This window comes from Vibrio sp. Sgm 5 (genome assembly GCF_026241575.1).
In the GTDB taxonomy this organism is placed as follows: domain Bacteria; phylum Pseudomonadota; class Gammaproteobacteria; order Enterobacterales; family Vibrionaceae; genus Vibrio; species Vibrio jasicida.
Map to the genome: position 1 here is coordinate 18,663 of NZ_JAPHPY010000030.1, position 17,818 is coordinate 36,480.

12 protein-coding genes and 1 pseudogene are annotated in these 17,818 nt (G+C 44.8%); 8 read left to right on the forward strand and 5 right to left on the reverse strand.

Annotation, left to right across the window (positions count from 1 at the left end):
* The first annotated feature begins 238 nt into the window (after positions 1-238).
* From OQJ86_RS16415 to OQJ86_RS16440, 6 genes and pseudogenes are all read left to right on the forward strand, one after another.
* A pseudogene (locus OQJ86_RS16415) lies at positions 239-1,022 on the forward strand (metallophosphoesterase).
* A gap of 405 nt (positions 1,023-1,427) precedes the next feature.
* On the forward strand, positions 1,428-2,759 hold the full coding sequence (locus OQJ86_RS16420) for an ATP-binding protein (protein ID WP_128811517.1): 1,332 nt from the start codon (positions 1,428-1,430) through the stop codon (positions 2,757-2,759).
* Positions 2,760-3,265: 506 nt separating this feature from the next.
* The gene (locus tag OQJ86_RS16425) at positions 3,266-4,159 is read left to right on the forward strand and encodes a LysR family transcriptional regulator (RefSeq protein WP_039975380.1); all 894 of its coding nucleotides are present in this window, start codon (positions 3,266-3,268) and stop codon (positions 4,157-4,159) included.
* Positions 4,160-4,258: 99 nt separating this feature from the next.
* Entirely contained in the window at positions 4,259-6,301 is a 2,043-nt protein-coding gene (locus tag OQJ86_RS16430) for an FUSC family protein (protein WP_265988413.1), read from the forward strand.
* Positions 6,302-6,446: 145 nt separating this feature from the next.
* A complete protein-coding gene (locus OQJ86_RS16435; RefSeq protein WP_039984988.1) occupies positions 6,447-7,022 on the forward strand; it encodes a DedA family protein in 576 nt (191 codons plus the stop codon).
* A gap of 179 nt (positions 7,023-7,201) precedes the next feature.
* Positions 7,202-8,569: a Na+/H+ antiporter NhaC family protein gene (locus OQJ86_RS16440; RefSeq protein ID WP_265988414.1), complete on the forward strand. Its 1,368-nt coding sequence runs from the start codon at positions 7,202-7,204 to the stop codon at positions 8,567-8,569.
* A 47-nt stretch (positions 8,570-8,616) separates the two neighbouring features.
* On the opposite strand, the gene OQJ86_RS16445 is transcribed toward OQJ86_RS16440, so the two are convergent.
* The 3 genes from OQJ86_RS16445 to OQJ86_RS16455 all read right to left on the reverse strand — a co-directional run bounded on the left by OQJ86_RS16445 (position 8,617) and on the right by OQJ86_RS16455 (position 12,251).
* A complete protein-coding gene (locus OQJ86_RS16445) occupies positions 8,617-9,453 on the reverse strand; it encodes a 3-keto-5-aminohexanoate cleavage protein (RefSeq protein WP_265988415.1) in 837 nt (278 codons plus the stop codon).
* Positions 9,444-10,775, reverse strand: a complete 1,332-nt coding sequence (locus OQJ86_RS16450) for an aspartate aminotransferase family protein (RefSeq protein WP_265988416.1) — start codon at positions 10,773-10,775, stop codon at positions 9,444-9,446. The genes OQJ86_RS16445 and OQJ86_RS16450 overlap by 10 nt, the downstream gene beginning before the upstream one ends.
* Before the next feature lie 207 nt (positions 10,776-10,982).
* The gene (locus tag OQJ86_RS16455; protein WP_005440265.1) at positions 10,983-12,251 is read right to left on the reverse strand and encodes an O-acetylhomoserine aminocarboxypropyltransferase/cysteine synthase family protein; all 1,269 of its coding nucleotides are present in this window, start codon (positions 12,249-12,251) and stop codon (positions 10,983-10,985) included.
* 247 nt (positions 12,252-12,498) lie between these two features.
* Here OQJ86_RS16455 and OQJ86_RS16460 point away from each other — a divergent pair, with 247 nt between their 5' ends.
* Positions 12,499-14,241, forward strand: a complete 1,743-nt coding sequence (locus OQJ86_RS16460) for an amidohydrolase (RefSeq protein WP_104035401.1) — start codon at positions 12,499-12,501, stop codon at positions 14,239-14,241.
* A gap of 171 nt (positions 14,242-14,412) precedes the next feature.
* The gene (locus OQJ86_RS16465; RefSeq protein ID WP_186176370.1) at positions 14,413-16,059 is read left to right on the forward strand and encodes a mechanosensitive ion channel family protein; all 1,647 of its coding nucleotides are present in this window, start codon (positions 14,413-14,415) and stop codon (positions 16,057-16,059) included.
* Positions 16,060-16,096: 37 nt separating this feature from the next.
* Here the strand turns inward: OQJ86_RS16465 and OQJ86_RS16470 are convergent, their stop codons facing one another.
* Together OQJ86_RS16470 and OQJ86_RS16475 are read right to left on the reverse strand one after the other, a co-directional pair.
* Positions 16,097-17,233: a lipase family protein gene (locus tag OQJ86_RS16470; RefSeq protein ID WP_104048677.1), complete on the reverse strand. Its 1,137-nt coding sequence runs from the start codon at positions 17,231-17,233 to the stop codon at positions 16,097-16,099.
* 2 nt (positions 17,234-17,235) lie between these two features.
* Complete coding sequence (locus OQJ86_RS16475; protein ID WP_186176372.1) at positions 17,236-17,814, reverse strand: DUF6795 domain-containing protein; 579 nt, start codon at positions 17,812-17,814, stop codon at positions 17,236-17,238.
* Positions 17,815-17,818 lie beyond the last annotated feature (4 nt).

A 17,818-nucleotide genomic window follows, 5' to 3' on the forward strand; every position in this document is an offset into this window, starting at 1 on the left:
ATTTGCGATATTTATTCACATTGTTTACCACATTAACGATGACCCAGAGGGGAATGTATGACTCCATTCTATTAATTCATCAACAAATTAGGTTGTTATAGTCATTTAGCTCCTATGAATATACAAAGGATAGTGCGCTTAGCTTTTTCCTCAATACAATGGGAATGACTAGCTCTTAATTAGCTGTAGGTATACTGTACACAAAGGCCACATTTACAAACTCAGCCAGGTAGAGAAATTGAAATTTTACGCAGTATCTGATTTGCACTTGGATTTACACGGTATCCATCGGAGCTTTTGGCATAACTTCGATAATGACGCTGTTTTGATTATTGCGGGTGACACCGCCAATGCGCTCAATGGCATTGCGTATGTAAAAAATGTTCTTTGCTCTTACTTTAAAGCCGTTGTCCTCATTGCAGGGAACCACGAGTGGTACGGTAGTAAAAGTAAATCTTATCATTCTGGTTATCTGCACAGACAAGTTTCAATCAACTCCGAAAACGGTATTGATGTTCAAACATACTCCCCAATAGCAAAGCTTAAGGTGCACAGTGACACAACTGCGAACTTGTTTTTCTGGATAATGAATCAATTGATTTAGACGGATGTACCATTTATGGCGGCACTCTTTGGTTTCCTATAACACATACTCGCCTGAACTAATAGATGCGTACTCAAAACTGATGAATGATACAAAGTACGTCAGCCATCAAATGATTGAAGAGCAGCACAAGGCATTCATTAACAACTTTCCAAGGAAAGTTGATATAGCGATATCTCATCATCTTCCATCAAAAGAAGCTTTTGCTGTCGAGCAAAATGCCAACAGCGATTATGCTCCGTACTACCAAGCTAGTTTGAGCGACGAGCTGATCTCTAAAGCACGATACTGGATTTCAGGTCATCAACACGATCCAGTGGAAAAGATCATTGCAGGCAGCACCACTTTCATTTGCAATCCAAAAGGCTCTATCCCACTCAAGTCAGGAGGCTTGAAGATCAAGGCATACTACCTTTAAAGGAAAATGTTTTATTTGATTTATGAAAGCCTTTGGCTTTCACCTCCCAACCATTCTTTGTTTGTTCATTGATTACCTCCATTTAATTTTAACGCCATAGAAAAGTGAACAATTACAATGCATTACCTGCAAGCATCAATCTTTGTTGAGCCAGCCCTGCTTCAGCTAAAGACTAGCTTGTCCAGATTGACATTTGCTTATACTGAGTATGAAGCACTCACAATATACTCATTACTGCGCCTCGCTCCCCCACATAATCATGCGCACACCAAAATGCACTTTTACGCGCATTAAAATGTAAAACAAAACATTTTTATGCGCATTAAAATGTTTAATCTTGCATTTTATCGCGCATTTTTATGTAATAAGCATCGAACATGAAATCGCTATCACTAAGGTGGCTAGATGAAACGAACATTGCTTGAAAACCTACTCACCTGGAAAGGCAAGCCAACCAGGAAGCCTCTACTGATTGACGGAGCTAGACAAACTGGCAAAACATTCTTATTGCAGGAGCTATTAGGTAGTACATTCGAAAATGTCCTAAGGATCGATTTTTTAGAGAGTCCTGAGTTAATGGAAGCTTTTGCTGGATCTTTAAATCCTGATGACATCATCACCAATATTGAACTCTTAACAGGGCAAACCTTCGAACCATCTACAGATCTACTTATTTTAGATGAAATTGGTGAGTGTCCTAGAGCGGTTACCGCACTTAAATACTTTGCAGAAAAGGCTCCCAAAGCTTATGTTGCTGCAAGTGGTTCCAATATTGGATTGCTCACCTCCTTCCCTGTTGGAAAAGTTGAACAGCACAACTTAAGGCCACTGACTTTCAGGGAGTTTTTGTGGGCATCTGGAGAGAAAGCTCTTCAAAAAGCGTTTGACCAAAAGCTGAGTTCTTCTGCGGCTCATTCCAAGTTAATCGAATTGCTAACTGATTATTACTTCGTTGGCGGCATGCCTGAAGCCGTAAACTCATGGTTCGCAAACTCTCAACTCAGTATCATTGACCGAATTGAAGCCGTCTCTGAAGTCCATCGAAACTTAATTGAGGGCTACATGCGTGATTTCGGAAAATACTCTGGAAAAGTAGATGCGCAACTCATCGAGTCTGTATTTAGAAGCATCCCAGCCCAGTTATCTTCGGTATTCGATGACTCCGTTAAACGGTTCAAATTCAAAGGCGTTCACGAACGCAAATCTCGATATGCTGAATATGAAAGTGCGATCACATGGCTTCACAAGTGTCGACTTGCGCTAAAGAATCATCCTATTGAAGGACAACCTCGTTCTCCTTTAGCTGCTTATCAGAAGGAAAATGCAGTTAAATTATTTCTATTTGATGTAGGCCTGTTGAACCATATGCTCGGCACGGGTTACCGTGAAATCAAACAGCAAGGCTATGAATACAAGGGATATGTCGCAGAAAACTATGTTCAACAGGAAATCGCCGCACTAGGTATTGAACCAAGTTTCTCTTGGGGAGACGCAAGGGCTGAGATAGAGTTCATCATCGCTGATGACCTAGGCCGTATTGTGCCTGTAGAAGTAAAGAGCGGTAAGCGAACCCGAGCAAAATCATTGCAGTCTTACATCGAAAAGTGCAAGCCCCACAAGACGATCAAACTTACAGGCACTCAAGGCTCTCCAGCAACAGAGAAAGAGCACATAGTGATGCCACTTTACTACACTGAATACTTACTTGATCACCTAAGAGATCTAGATAAAAGCTAAGTGAGTAAGAACATACTCATTAATACCGAAGAATCCATGATATGGGCAATATTTGGCTCATATCATTTAAACAAAGTGTTCAAACCTTTGGGTCTAAGAGTTGGTCTGATACTGTCCTAATCTAGTATGCTAAACTCATTGCTCGACAGTAATAAATCACCTGTTGATGAATAACCATTACATGTAGTTTTAAGATTATTTTGCTATGATTAACACTGGCTTTAATAGCAAAAAGTTATATTTGGACGGGGGTTCAGTTCCTTTTGCAGTAGGAAATTGATGTAACATTTGATGCTACACCAAATTGGTAACACCAAGCTAATTACCTGAATTTTAAAAAATTGACACATTGGTTCAACTCCCGCCAGCACGTTTGGAAAGGGCCAACTCGAAAGGGTTGGCCCTTTTTGTATCTGCAATTTATATCTCCCCCTCAACTCATCGCTTTGATTCTTAGCCAAAATCTCTTAGTCTGTGGTTAAGCATTCATCAATGGACATGAGATCATGCTAAAAGGCAGTGAATATCCTTCTATTCGTGCACTTCGAACCTTTGTTGCGGTTGCTAACCATCTGAGTTTTTCTAAAGCGGCAGAGAGTTTGTGCGTGACTCAAGGTGCCGTGAGCAAACAAATTGCGACGTTAGAGCAACTGGTTGGGCTACCTTTAATCCAACGTGGTATCAATGGTATTGAGCTCACTGAAGAAGGAAAACGTTACTTACCCAAGGTAACTGAAGCGTTGGAGATCATCCAACATGCGACGGCAAGCTTGATTCAAACCGACACAGAGCAAGAGTTACTGGTAGTCGATGTCACGCCTTCTTTCGCCAGTTTGTGGTTGGTGCCAAACATTGATGCCTTCCATCAAATCCATCCTAATATCCGCGTTAAAGTTCGCACCAGTGACGGTCCAATAAATCAGTTAGAAGTAGACAGTGACATCACTATCCGTTGCCTTCCTCTCTCCAGCCACTACGAACATGGTCGATTGTTGCGTCAAGAAACGCTGCTGCTAACTGGCTCATCAAGTTCTTCAACGTGTAACGACAAGCAATCCATCACGGATTTCGCTTTTATTCCTCAAACGACACGCCCGCAGTTGTGGGAGCAGTTCAAACTAGAACAATGTCTGCAAAGTACGATTCATTATCACCCTGTCGGTCATGAGCATTTCTATCTTTCTTATGAAGCGGTAAAGCTCGGCAAAGGGCTTGCTCTTCTGCCTGATTTTATGGTGCAACAGGCGATGTCGAGAGATGAGGTCTACCACATCCAACAATTGCGTATGCATAGCCATTATGGCTATTACGTATTTGTGCCGAACTACCGTCTAGCGGCGCGAAAAGTCTCGCTGTTCAATGATTGGCTATTTACTCAACTTGGAGAAGGCGTCGATTAGATTACGACTCCGATTCAATTTTTCAAACTGTGGTTGAAGCCAGCACATCTAAAGATATTCGCGTTACACTGAAGGGGTTGCCAACTGTAATGAGGGTTTATGACGTTATCTCCTGCCTTTCTGCGTAAAATCTGGTACTCCCTTTCTGTCAACCTTGGTCTGCGTGCCACCAGCGCGATTGTTCTGTTTATGGGGTTGGGTGTGCTATTCAACCAAATCAATCTCGCCATGACGGCTTTAATGACCATGCCCGCAGCATTGATCAGTGGTTTAGACACTGCCGGCCCTAGGCGCTGGACACGCTTTGCGATTACTGCTCTCACGTGGAGCATTACGCTCATCATCAGTTATGCGCTGCTGAATATGGGCTTACCACTGTGGCTGACTTACGGCGCGATGGGAGCAGTATTGGCGAGTACAGCAGTGAATGGTCCGTTTTGGGGACGTCTTGGCATGTCGAGCTTGCTGATCGCGGTCGTGAGCTTGTCGCTACATAATTCCAGCGCGGTACTTGGTCTCTATCCTATGTTGGTGTTGGGACCACTCACTTTTGCGCTGTTCAGTTGGCTTTGGTTTGCCTTATGGAAACATTACGCGCTGCGTGTTTGTCTTTCTGCGATTTACGAAACGCTAGCGGACTACATTCAATATCGCCAAGCTTTCTTACTTGGAAGCGAAAACGATGCCCCGAAACGACGCATCAAATATCAGTTGATTGAACTGTTTCAGCAAGCTCTGCAATCGGAATCTTTTCGTTCGAAACATGAAGACGCCAACTCACTACGTCAGGCTTTGTTTTTGGCGCTCGATACATTTGAAGTCGTCTTGAGCAGCCATACCAGTAACCCTGATCTGCTCAAGCAATTTCAATCCAGTAAACCGAAACGAGATCTGCTCTTGGTTTGGAGCCAACACTGTCAGCAAAGATTAAGACACAAAGCCAAGCAGCTTTTGCATAACACGCATGAAGAGATGGAACACTTGAGCTCACTAGAACGGGAAGCTCATGATTTGATTGAAGCAGTGAAGCTAGAAGACCAACCTCGCTTTCGCTACTGGGCATACGCGGTCAAGCATATTTCTCGTCGTATTGAGCTCAATGAACCCGCTTATGAACGCTCCTTTGATGTGCAACCATTCGAGCTGTCTTTTCGTTTACCAAGTCGAGGCAACCCGATTTGGCGCCACGTGACTCGCGTTGGTTTGATGTTTGCTCTTGGATCTGGGATTGCTGAATACTTTGAATTGATTCGCCCGGATTGGATATTAATTTCCATGTTGATGGTGATTCAGCCGAGCTTCTTGGCAACCCGAAGTAAAACCTGGCAACGCTGTTTAGGTACGGCGCTTGGGGTACTGTTCGCCACCTCCTTGATTCACCTTGGCGTACCAACGACCATCCTGTTTGTGTTAATAGCTGTCCTATTACCCGTCGCAATGCTCAATATTATGCGTCATTACTCGCTGGCGATTGGCTGTATTACCGCACTGTTAATTTTGGTTTATCAGACCATGGCACACCAAGGGCTCGACTTTGCTGCACCGCGCTTGATCGACAATGTCGTCGGTGGCGCAATTGTCCTACTCGGTTATGGCTTATTGTGGCCGCAGTGGCGAGGTAAGGAGATTCATACCCAAGCATTAAAAGCGCTCGATAGTTCAAAAAGCTTATTTGTGTATTGCTATGAGCAGTTACAAGTCGACACAGAGCAACGTGACCATATGACGCTCACTAAGCAACGTGCCGCTATGCTCACTGCTGAAAGCGACCTTGAACTGATTTACAACGAGATGCAGCAAGAGCCAAGGCACACTCGCGCCGATCCGCATTATTACGAAGATATGTTGAGCCATTATCGCTTGTTGAGTCACTACCTCTGCTTGCTGATCCCTCTAGTGAGAGCGGGCACCCATTATCAAGGCTCACCGCAAGTCGAACGCCTGATTCATGATGCGATGGATGCGTTGATCAGTACGATTCGTGACAATCGCGTGCATGAGCTTCCAGCACTGAGCAATAAAACCGATGCCAATCATCCCTCCTCAACGACTGGTCAACGATCTGTCGAAGAGATCATCTGGTTAGCATTGATGACGATTAAGCAAATGCACGACTTAGTAAGGCGTAACCTAAAAGACTAAATCCGCAGCACTATTATCAACGGCGTGTCAGATTTTACTAACGGAGAACAACGTCGATTGACCAAGCGAACTAACAGGAGTATCACTCCAGCTTCGTTCCAGTTTTGTTAGAGGAAAGCGTTTGGAACACATAAATGAACTATTAATGGCGATGAAGCCGCTGCTTGAGCAATATGGCTATCTCGCCCTTATCGTCAGCATCTTTCTTGAAGGCATTGGTATTCCGATGCCCGGGCAATCGCTGATGATTGCAGCGTCTATCATCTCATCTGAGCATGTCATGAACCTTAGCCTAGTAATGATAGTCTCTTGGTTGAGTTGCTTTTTGGGCAACACGTGCGGCTACCTGATTGGCTATTACTTCGAAGGTTGGCTAGATAAGAAAGGCTATATATCTGGCCCTAAAATGCAGAAGCTACAAAGTACGATTCAGAAGTACGGTCCTGCTTGTTTGGTTGTTAGTCGCTTTGTAGAAGGGATGAAGCAGTTTATGCCGCTTGCTTGCGGTATTGCTAAGATGCCGCGCAAAGAGTTCTTGTTGGGCAACGCCCTTGCAACGACCATTTGGGTTGCCGTGTTCAGTTTGCTCACCAACTTCGCATTTGAGCATTTGAGCGTCCTTAGCCAGTTCTATACCGATCATCGCTACGTGGTTTGGTCTAGCGCAGCATTGCTGTTCTCGCTGATGATCTTCGCGCTTCTCAAACGAAAAAAAGCGTAAACACTCTAAACAACTAAAGTTCTACAAAGGCTCACGGTATCAATAAGATATGTTATGTGAGCCTTTTTTCTTGGTCTTTTCCATTTAAAATAACCAGCCATTTAGACGTCTAGACGTTGACAAGTCTTTGGTGTCAGATTAGTCTGCTCGCCTTATTTATTGATTATGTTGTCGTTCACATGTCTGGTTCTAAAAATTCTAATAAAGCAATCGCACCATCAGCGGTCGCACTTTTACCTTTAGTGCTATTCCTTGCGCTGTTTATTGGCGTGGGCACTTACTTATCTTTGCAAGGCGTCGATTTCGCCTTCTACCAACTGCCAGCGCCTATCGCGGTATTGCCTGCGGTGATCCTTGCGCTCATCCTAAGCAAAGACAAACTCAATCGTTCTATCGAACACTTTATGCGTGGCGTTGGTCATCCAGACATCATCGCGATGTGTATGATCTACCTGCTTGCCGGTGCCTTTGCTGCAGTTGCAAAAGCGTCTGGCGGCGTAGATGCAACTGTTAACCTTGGTCTTTCTGCGATTCCAACCAGCATTATCTTGCCGGGTATCTTCCTGATTTCTGCATTTATCGCGACAGCAATGGGCACCTCAATGGGTACCATCGCAGCAGTTGCGCCTGTTGCTCTGGGCATTGCTCAATCGGCAGGTATGGGCCTTCCACTAACGGCAGGCGTAGTGCTAAGCGGCGCAATGTTTGGTGATAACCTTTCGATCATCTCGGACACCACCATTGCGGCAACACGCTCTCAAGGCTGTGAGATGAAGGACAAATTCAAAGAAAACATCCGTATCGCACTGCCAGCAGCACTGGTTGCGCTTGTTATCTTCGCATTCAACAGCACAGCGACTCAAGTACCAGAAACCGATTCTATTGAGTGGTTGAAAGTACTTCCTTACATAACGATTCTTATCCTTGCGGTATCAGGCATGAATGTATTTGTGGTACTGACTATTGGTATCGTTTTGGCGGGCGGCGTGAGCTTGTCTTCTATCGAAAATTACGGTCTAACCAACTTCGCTCAAGACATCTACTCAGGCTTTGGCAATATGCAAGAGATCTTCTTGCTGTCCATGCTGATTGGCGGTTTGAGTGAGCTTATGCGTCGCCAAGGTGGTCTCGCGTTTCTGACTAACCTAGTGAGCGGCATCATCCGTACGTTTGGTTCTAGCCACTCGAAAGAAGCAAATGGTCGTGCAAGCGAACTAGGTATTGCTGGTCTGGTTTCGATGGTGAATACCTGTACCGCTAACAACACCGTTGCCATCATCGTATCAGGTAGCGTGGCTCGCCAACTGGCAGAAGAGAACAACGTTTCACCGCGTCGCTCTGCAAGTTTGTTGGATATCTTCTCGTGTGTTATCCAAGGTGTATTGCCATACGGTGCACAGGTTCTGCTATTGGGCTCGGTATTTAACCTTTCTCCACTAGAAGTTGTTGCGAACTCTTACTACTGTTTCGCTCTGGCAATTGCCGCTGTCGTCGCGGTGTTTATCAAACACCCAGCGCGCCAAACAGTGACTCAGGCTGAAAACTAAAATACATTTGAAGAAGGCTCCGATTGGAGCCTTTTTTGTACCTGTTGCTAAATGGATTCTCGAAAACTCTCCGCATCATGCAGTGGCACATCGAGCAATTCACAGATCTCTTTTAATCGTTGAACTTGCTCCGCATTGCTGTTCGCGGGCTGACCATCAACACTCAAATGGTTGTTCTCAAAGCCTACCCGAACATCCAACCCCAATAACAATGCATGGGTTAAACAGTCTTGCTCTCTCGCGCCAAACGCGCACACGGCGCACCTAACCTTCTCTTCGATAAAGCGCTCTAAATGCAGCGCTCTTAAATCCCATGGCGAAGATTGTTGAGCCTCATGATATCGACCAAGCACCACTAACGCGTGTTGATTTTGCTTTGGTAAAACGCCTCGCTCTCTTAGGGATAAATAGCGCTCAATGTCTGCCTGATCATACAAAATGATTTGGCTGAGAATGCCCTGTTCAGCGACCCTGTCAAAAAAGACAAAACCTTGCTCTTCACTCTGCTCATCAGGAATCAGTTCACGCAAAGCAAAAGAAGCGGCTTCTGGTTTTACCGCTTTAACCAGCGCCATTTGCTGTTGTGGCGAATACGTCCCAACAGCCTCAGTCGTGAGCTGAACAATCATCGAATCACCAACCGCAGCTTTCACCGCGTGGTAGATTTCTAAGTTGTCATCAACCTCTAGAGAATGCCTACCTTGCGCATCTCTCGCGTGCAAATGGATCATGGCAGCCCCTGCCGTTTGACATGCTTTCGCCTCGACAACCATTTCTTCAATAGTCATCGGCAATTGAGCATGGGCTTGCTTGGTTTTTCTCGCTCCATTGGGCGCAACAATAATCGCGATTCGAGCTCTTTCAGTTGGGGAACTTATTGCCATGTTTGCGACACCTCTTTGAGTGTACGAGAGAGCTTTTCCACCAGCTCGTCAATGTGGTTTCGTTCGATGATAAAAGGTGGGGCAAGAAGGATATGATGTCCGCTTACACCATCAATCGTTCCGCCCATTGGGTAACACATCAACCCATTTGCCATCGCTTGTTGCTTGATCTTTTTGTCTGCCAAAGTTGAATTAGGCAGCGGTGTTTTACTTACTTTGTCTGCGACAAGCTCAATGCCAAGAAACAGCCCTTTACCACGAATATCTCCAAAATACAGGAAGTCTGAAAGCGCCGATTCGAGCTCTCTTTTTAACATCGCCCCTTGTTGATTGACGGCTTGCAAGAGCTTTTGGTCACCGATGGTTTGAATGGTTGCAACGGCAGCTGCGCACGCAACAGGATGTGCCATAAAGGTATGCCCATGCTGAAAGAAACCGCTACCAGACGCAATCGCCTGATAAACTTTATCGTTGGCAACAACGGCTCCGATAGGTTGATAACCCGCTCCTAAACCTTTCGCCATGCAGACTAAATCCGGGACGGCTTGCTCTTGTTCAAAAGCAAAAAAGCTACCGCTGCGCCCAACGCCACACATCACCTCATCCATGATCAGCAACACATCATAGCGATCGCAAATCTCTCGTATTCGTTTGAAGTAACCTTGAGTGGCAGGTACTGCACCAGCTGTTGCGCCAACAATCGGCTCTGCAACAAACGCCATAACGTTATCCGCGCCCAGTTCTAAAATCTTAGCTTCAAGCTCATTGGCGGCTCTCAGTGAATAATCGAGTTCTGACTCATCTTCTCTTTGATAACGATAGGCATAACACGGCGCAATATGATGGCTTGGGTGCAAGATGGGTTTAAAAGGCTCACGCCGCCATTCATTACCACCAACAGCCAACGCACCAAGTGTATTACCGTGGTAGCTTTGTTGGCGGGCAATAAACTGCTTTTTCTCAGGTTTGCCACATTCCACAAAATATTGCCTTGTCATCTTTAGCGCAGATTCAACCGCTTCAGAGCCCCCACTGACTAAGTAGACATGATTAAATTGCGATGGCATTTGCTGGCAAATCAACTCAGCCAACTGCTCACTAGCTTCGCTAGTAAAAAAGCCCGTGTGAGCAAAAGGCACTTTTTCGATTTGGTCGAGCATGGCTTGTTTAACAGCTTGGTGGCTATGCCCAAGGTTTGAAACAGCAGCACCGCCGCAAGCATCGAGATATTGGTTGCCTTGATTATCGAACAGGTAAACCCCTTCCCCTCTGGCGATAGTGGGCAATTTGGCGTGGCAATGACGGTGAAACACGTAAGACATGAGCGTCCCTTCCTAGTGACTATTTTCTAAGCATAGTCAGTAAGATGGGACTTATACGCAAGGTAAGAAAAGTACACCATCATGAGCATTTGGAATACCGTAACCCAAATAATAAAAAATCATTATAAATAAGTACGTTATAGAAATAAGGCCAGCTTTTAGTAAGGCTGGCCTATGGGTAACCCAAAGCTCTGTTAGAAAGTATAATTACGCGTTCAGCGCTTGTTCTAAATCAGCCAGAATATCATCGATATGTTCAATGCCGACAGACAAACGAATCATCTCCGGAGAAACGCCCGCTTGCTTTTGCTCCGCCTCACTCAACTGTCGGTGTGTAGTTGATGCAGGATGACAAGCAAGCGACTTCGCATCACCAATGTTCACCAGTCGCTTGAATATCTTAAGCGCATCGTAAAAACGTACACCCGCCTCGTAACCATCTTTTAAACCAAACGACAAGATCGCCGACGGCTTACCTTGCATGTATTTCTCTGCCAATGGATAGAACTCAGAATCTGGCAAGCCTGCGTAACTTACCCAACTCACTTTATCGTGCTGGCTTAAATATTCCGCAACTTTGAGTGCATTTTCGGTGTGTCTCTCCATACGCAGCGACAGCGTTTCCAGTCCCTGCATCAACATAAACGCATTCATCGGTGACAAGGCTGAACCGGTATTACGCAAAGGAACGGTACGAGCACGGCCAATAAACGCTGCCTCTCCAAATGCCTCGGTATAAACCACGCCGTGGTAAGAAGGTTCAGGCTGATTAAATACTGGGAAACGATCTTTGTGCTGCGCCCAAGGAAACTTGCCCGAGTCAATGATGATGCCACCTAATGTCGTACCGTGCCCCCCCACATACTTAGTCAGTGAATGAACCACGATATCTGCACCAAATTCGATTGGTTTACATAACACAGGAGTTGCAACCGTATTGTCTACAATCACAGGCACGCCTTGCGCATGAGCCAACTCAGCAACACGTTCAAGATCGATGATATTGCCAGCCGGATTACCAATGCTTTCACAGTAAACCGCTTTGGTATTCTCATCGATAAGCTCAGCGAGACTTTCAGGTTTGTCATCCTTGGCAAAACGTACCTCAATACCTTGGTTCGGCAACATATGTGCAAATAAGGTGTAAGTGCCGCCGTATAGCTGAGGAGTAGAAACGATGTTATCTCCAGCTTGCGCTAAAGTGAGAATGGCGTAGTTAATTGCCGCACTGCCTGCACTAACAACCAAACCAGCAATACCGCCTTCTAGTGCTGCCATACGCTTTTCCAACACATCATTGGTTGGGTTCATAATTCGAGTGTAAATGTTTCCCGGAACTTCGAGGTTAAACAGGTCTGCGCCATGTTGAGCATTATCAAACTCATACGCGACGGTCTGGTAAATCGGTGTCGCAACAGATTTGGTTGTTGGGTCTGTTTCGTAGCCAAAATGGATCGAGAGTGTTTCGTCTTTCATGCATCTTCCCTGAACTATTGAGTGAATGGTTATTCTTTTATATTGCCGATTTTTTCAGCAAAGAAAAGCGTCCTAAGTCACACAACTTTTGCGACTTTAATCCCTCACTGAGCAAGCTTCGGCTAACAGATTTAGCACGCATATTCCCTATTTACCTGATCGGGCTTATAAATCCATGCAACATTGCACACACTGCAACAGATATGCACTAGATTGATTAAAGTCAACATCAGAACGGAGTCTTTATATGAAATCAACGTGTATTCCTATCGCCCTTTCAAGCCTTATACTTACGGGATGCTTTTCTGAAGAAACGAAACAAACAGAAGCCGTTGCAGAACCAATCAAAGTGACCGCTGCTGATAAGATCTATTTTGGTGGCGACATCCTCACAATGGCAGGAGACACCCCAGAGTACGCCGAAGCAATTGCAACATTGGGTGAAAAAATTATCTACGTAGGCAACAAAAAAGGCGCGATGGAACATCAGTTTGGTAAAACCCAACTGGTTGATTTAAAAGGCAAGGCTTTACTTCCTGGCTTTGTTGATCCACACAGCCATGTTTATGGTGTCGGCTTGCAGGCAATGGTGGCAAATGTTCTACCTTCTCCTGATGGTCAAGCAGACACTGTGGATGAAATTGTGGCAATTCTAAAATCCGCTGGACAAGACGATAAACAACGCCTGTTCATTGAGAAAACCGGCTGGATACTAGGGTTTGGTTACGACGATGCACAACTAGATCGCTACCCAACCAAAGCCGATTTAGACAAAGTCAGTACCGAAAAACCAGTGATGATCATTCATACGTCCGGACACTTGAGTGTCGCGAACAGTAAAGCGCTTGAATTAGCAGGCATCACAGCGGAATCTCAAGATCCTCAGGGTGGCATCATTCGTCGAATGGAGGGCAGCCAAGAACCAAACGGGGTATTAGAAGAAAATGCGCACTTTGCTATGCTCTTCGGTCTCACTAAGGTTATAGACCTTGAACTGCAAGACATGATGCTCGAAGCCGCTCAGAAGATGTATGCCGAATATGGTTATACAACGGCTCAGGAGGGGCGCGCTACTATCGAAGGTTATGAAGCGATGAAACGAGCCTCCAAAGACGGCAAATTGATCATCGATTTGGTTGCTTACGCCGATATGGTTTCAAGCAGTGAATTTATGAGCTCGGAATACAACTCGCCAAACTACACAAATCACTTCCGTATTGGTGGTGTTAAACTCAATTTTGATGGTTCCCCGCAAGGTAAAACAGCATGGCTAACGCAACCATATTTCCACCCACCTCATGGACAAGCAAAAGATTATGCAGGGTATCCAACATTTAAAGATGAACAAGCTTATCAATACGTTGAAACCGCTTTTAAAAATAATTGGCAGGTGCTAACCCATTCAAATGGTGATGCCGCAATAGAGCAATTCATTGACGCTGTCGCGAAAGCCAACGAAAAGTTAGGCAAAAAAGACCGACGCCCAGTACTGATACACGGGCAAACCATTCGCCAAGATCAAATTGACCGCTTAGCTGAACTTGGGATATTCCCATCTCTCTTCCCAATGCACACGTTCTATTGGGGAGATTGGCACGCTGAATCCGTTCTTGGCCACCCACGAGCGGACTTTATATCACCAACAAAAGCGGTACGTGAAGCCGGTTTGATGTTCAGTACTCATCATGATGCCCCTGTTGCTCTACCAAGCTCATTCCGAGTATTAGATGCAACTGTCAACCGAACCACCCGAACAGCTGAAGTCTTGGGACCTGATCAAAGGGTAAATACCTACACTGCGCTGCAAGCCATGACAATTTGGCCCGCTTATCAGCATTTTGAAGAAACGAAGAAAGGCAGTTTAGAGGTAGGCAAGAACGCCGACTTGATCATCTTAGATAACAACCCACTCAAGGTGGAACCCGCAACCTTAAAAGACCTAAAAATCCAAGAAACAATTAGCCGCGGTGAAACGGCTTATCAACGCTAAATCTGTTGAATATCGAAACACAAAATCGTCTCGTATGAGGCGGTTTTGTTGTCTTTAGCGGTTTTACATCTCGGTTAGCTCGTAATCAACCCAAGATAATCCGGCTCTTTCTTACCTAACTTAATATTTTAGCTAGACTTATTAGGATAAAACCAAGGCTAGGAAAGACACATGACAAAAATCGCATCATGGATGATGGGAGCACTGCTTTTTCTATTCAGTTATTTAACTCAAGCAAGCGATCCTTTTCCTCTTTCTCCACCAAATCTTTCAACGCCACTACACGCGTTAACAAGTTTCAATGGCTTAGTTGCTGAAGCTAATAACGAACTCAATCGCATACTAGAAGAAAAAAAATACAAAACAGAGCCCAATAGACAGAAGGTGTATGCACTGTTTGATAAAGCGACTCAAGTCTTCGACTTAAGTGATGTGCCCGATTCTAGCCAAAATAGAGTGGCGCTCGAGTCCGTAATGCTAATGAAAGAAATCCTCGACCGAGTGCCACCCATTGAGCTTTCCAAAATTCCAAATAGCAATACGCTGACACAATGGAGAGTTCCTGAAACCAGTTTAGAGTTAGTGAAGCAGGCCGATGGTCAATATCGATTTTCTAAGCAAACGGTGAAAGGCTTGTATCGCGACTACCTTTTAGTCAAACATTTGCCGACTCATTCCGAAGCTTCTCTCGATTACTTTAAATACTACTCGCTGAGTGCAGGGCGTTTAATTCCACCAAGCTGGTTTTATCTTATTGAAGCCTTACCGAGCGCGTTTATGGTCGAATATTGGAATCAAGCCCTATGGCAATGGCTGGGGTTAACCATATCCATTGCAGGAATGGGCATCGTTCTCCTTCTCCTGTTCCACAATATTAATACGCCTGTAATAAGATCAATTCTCGCAGTGTTGACCTTGAGTGGTTTTCTGTACCTTGCTGACTATCAACTGAATTTAACTGGCGCCTTAATGTCGACGTTGAATATAGTTATCGAACTCATATGCTGGCTCTTACTTAGCCAAGTGGCGTACCTGATTATCTATCAAGCTTGCCGGCTATTAATGAAGAAACAACGCTCGAACTCAACATTACGTCATAGCCTCGCACAAATTATTGGTACTCTCTTCGGCTCAATGGCAGCGATCGCTTGCCTCGGCTACGGTTTAAATCGATTGGGAGTACCGGTATACGGAATCGTGACGGGGCTGAGCCTCGGTGGAATGGCCATTGCACTCGCTATTCGCCCAACGATGGAGAACTTAATTGGTGGTGTAATTCTGTTCTTAGATAAGTCTTTATCGGTTGGGGACTACTGCCAAATCGGGAATCAATCAGGCGTTATAGAGCAAATAGGAGTACGTTCAACTCGTCTCAGAGCAAAAGATAGAACCCAAATCACGATCACTAATGGGGACTTAATTAAACATGAAATCATCAACTTCAGCCGTCGTGACCGTTACCCGTTCAAGGCAACCATTGGATTACGTTATGAGACCGATATGTCTCAACTCCAAACCATCACGAAGAAGATAGCGGACTTGCTCCAAGAACACACAGACGTTTTAGATTCCCCTATTAGAGTACACTTTGATACCTTCAATGCCTACAGTTTGGATATTAAGATTCTTGCCCATTTGAATACAACGAATCGAGAGACATTTCTCAATTTACAGCAAGCGCTACTAATATCGATTAGCCAAATTGTTGAAGCGGAAGGCGCGAAGTTCGCTTACCCTTCCAATACCACTTACCTGACCGCAGATTCTTTACAGCCAGCAGTTGCCACACAAGTTCAAGCGATAAATCAAAACGCATAACGAGAAAACCGCCTCGTTTAAGGCGGTTTCTACAAGACTAGAAAGTGGTTTTAAGTGCGGCTTTTACTGCTTTATTCAGTTTGCCTAAAACCAGTTCGAATACCCAACGGATAAAGGAGTAAGTAAATTTAATCGCAATTTGGGCGACTTTACCTGCAAACACCAACATATGACCAAGTAAGCCTTTTACGCGAGAGGCAAATTCACTAGAAAGTTCTGATATTTTTACCATTGAGCGCGCCATCGCATCGTAGATAGTTGCGATTGCAGCACCACCACTTTGCAATGCAAAGACTGTTGCTGCAAAGCCACCATCAATTAACAGCGTAAGGATTGCCGCTGAAATCTTATCTGCCCAATCAGCAGAAGGTTTCGCTTGCAATCGATTCTCGTAATTCAGGACAACACGTTTAAAAGCTGAGTTCGCTTTTTGAAGCCCTAGGCTATCCCACGTTGCTGATTGTGTGTAAGAACTATATTCCGACATAAAATGCGCGCTAGGAAGCAGTCCTTGTGCACGATTTAATATGTATTCTGAACCATCATAAGGCACATGATAAAAAGGCCACACTGGCGCTTTTGTCACTGGGTCTGCACCATTCACACAACGAAAATGTGACGATATGCGCGAGGATGAGTTAACAGAAAACGGCTTCATTCCCACTCTTGGTGAGCCAAAGGTATACAAATTCACTTTTCCTTTAAACTCAGGGGAAGCCGATATCCAGTTCGCAGCCAAAGTGGCAAGTGCGCCACCTAAACTGTGTCCGACGCAATGAATAGTACCATTACCAACAACCGGATTATCACGCAGAAAACGAGTTAGGCCCTTTTTCATAGAATAGAAAGTCGTTTGAAACCCAGAATGCACGATCTCTCCTGTCCCAGTCCCCTTTCCACTGCAAGTTAAGTCGGTAATTCCATCAGCTAATCCTGCGGTACCTCTAAAAGCTAAAACTAGGTCGTTCTTATGGCGCTGACTTTTTCCTTTCCCCAACAAAGCAAATCCAGTTTCTGGGCGAAAGAAAAAACCACCACTAGTTCCTGTAACCATGTTTTTGAAAGAAAAATCATTGCGAAGAGAAAGAGGCACCTCTAAGTCTTCTAAGTTGTTTTTTATGGCATAAGCTGCGGATGCCAAGTAACTGGCTTGCTTTGGGGAAATATCACTCATAATTATTTAGCCATATCCTTTTTTGCAATGTATGTATCAGTGTCTTCGTCATACAGATAGGTGGTTACCCTGTCGTGATTCCAGTCGCAAACCGAGTAAACCGAAATTGGCGCACCTTTTTCCGGCGCGATCTCTACTTCATGAATACGTTTAATATTGGTTAACTCACAATCGATATTAGAGAGCATTGATACCAAAGGCTTCCGCCCATCTGTAGGAGACCAAACTCCCCAAAGCTTCTTTTGTTCACCGTTATAAGTGAGCGAAATTTTTTGATGAACCCTTAAGCTTCCTCCAAAGAGATCTCCAGGAGCACTTGAACGAACAACGAGCCGTTCGAAAGAGAACTCTCCTAGTTCATTGGTCTGAACTTCGTCTGATAAGGTTTTGCCGTTTTTGTACCCTTCATAATAAAGCTCTCGATGAACCGTTAATCCAGCCTGCGGAACGCCATCAAGCTTGATAACACCACGCACTTCTGGAGACATTTCCACATCGTATTTTTTGAACGGCCAAAACATTGCACTTGCTCCTACCGAAAATAGAGCTAGGGCCAACATAAGAGAGATTCTTTTAGCCATAGTC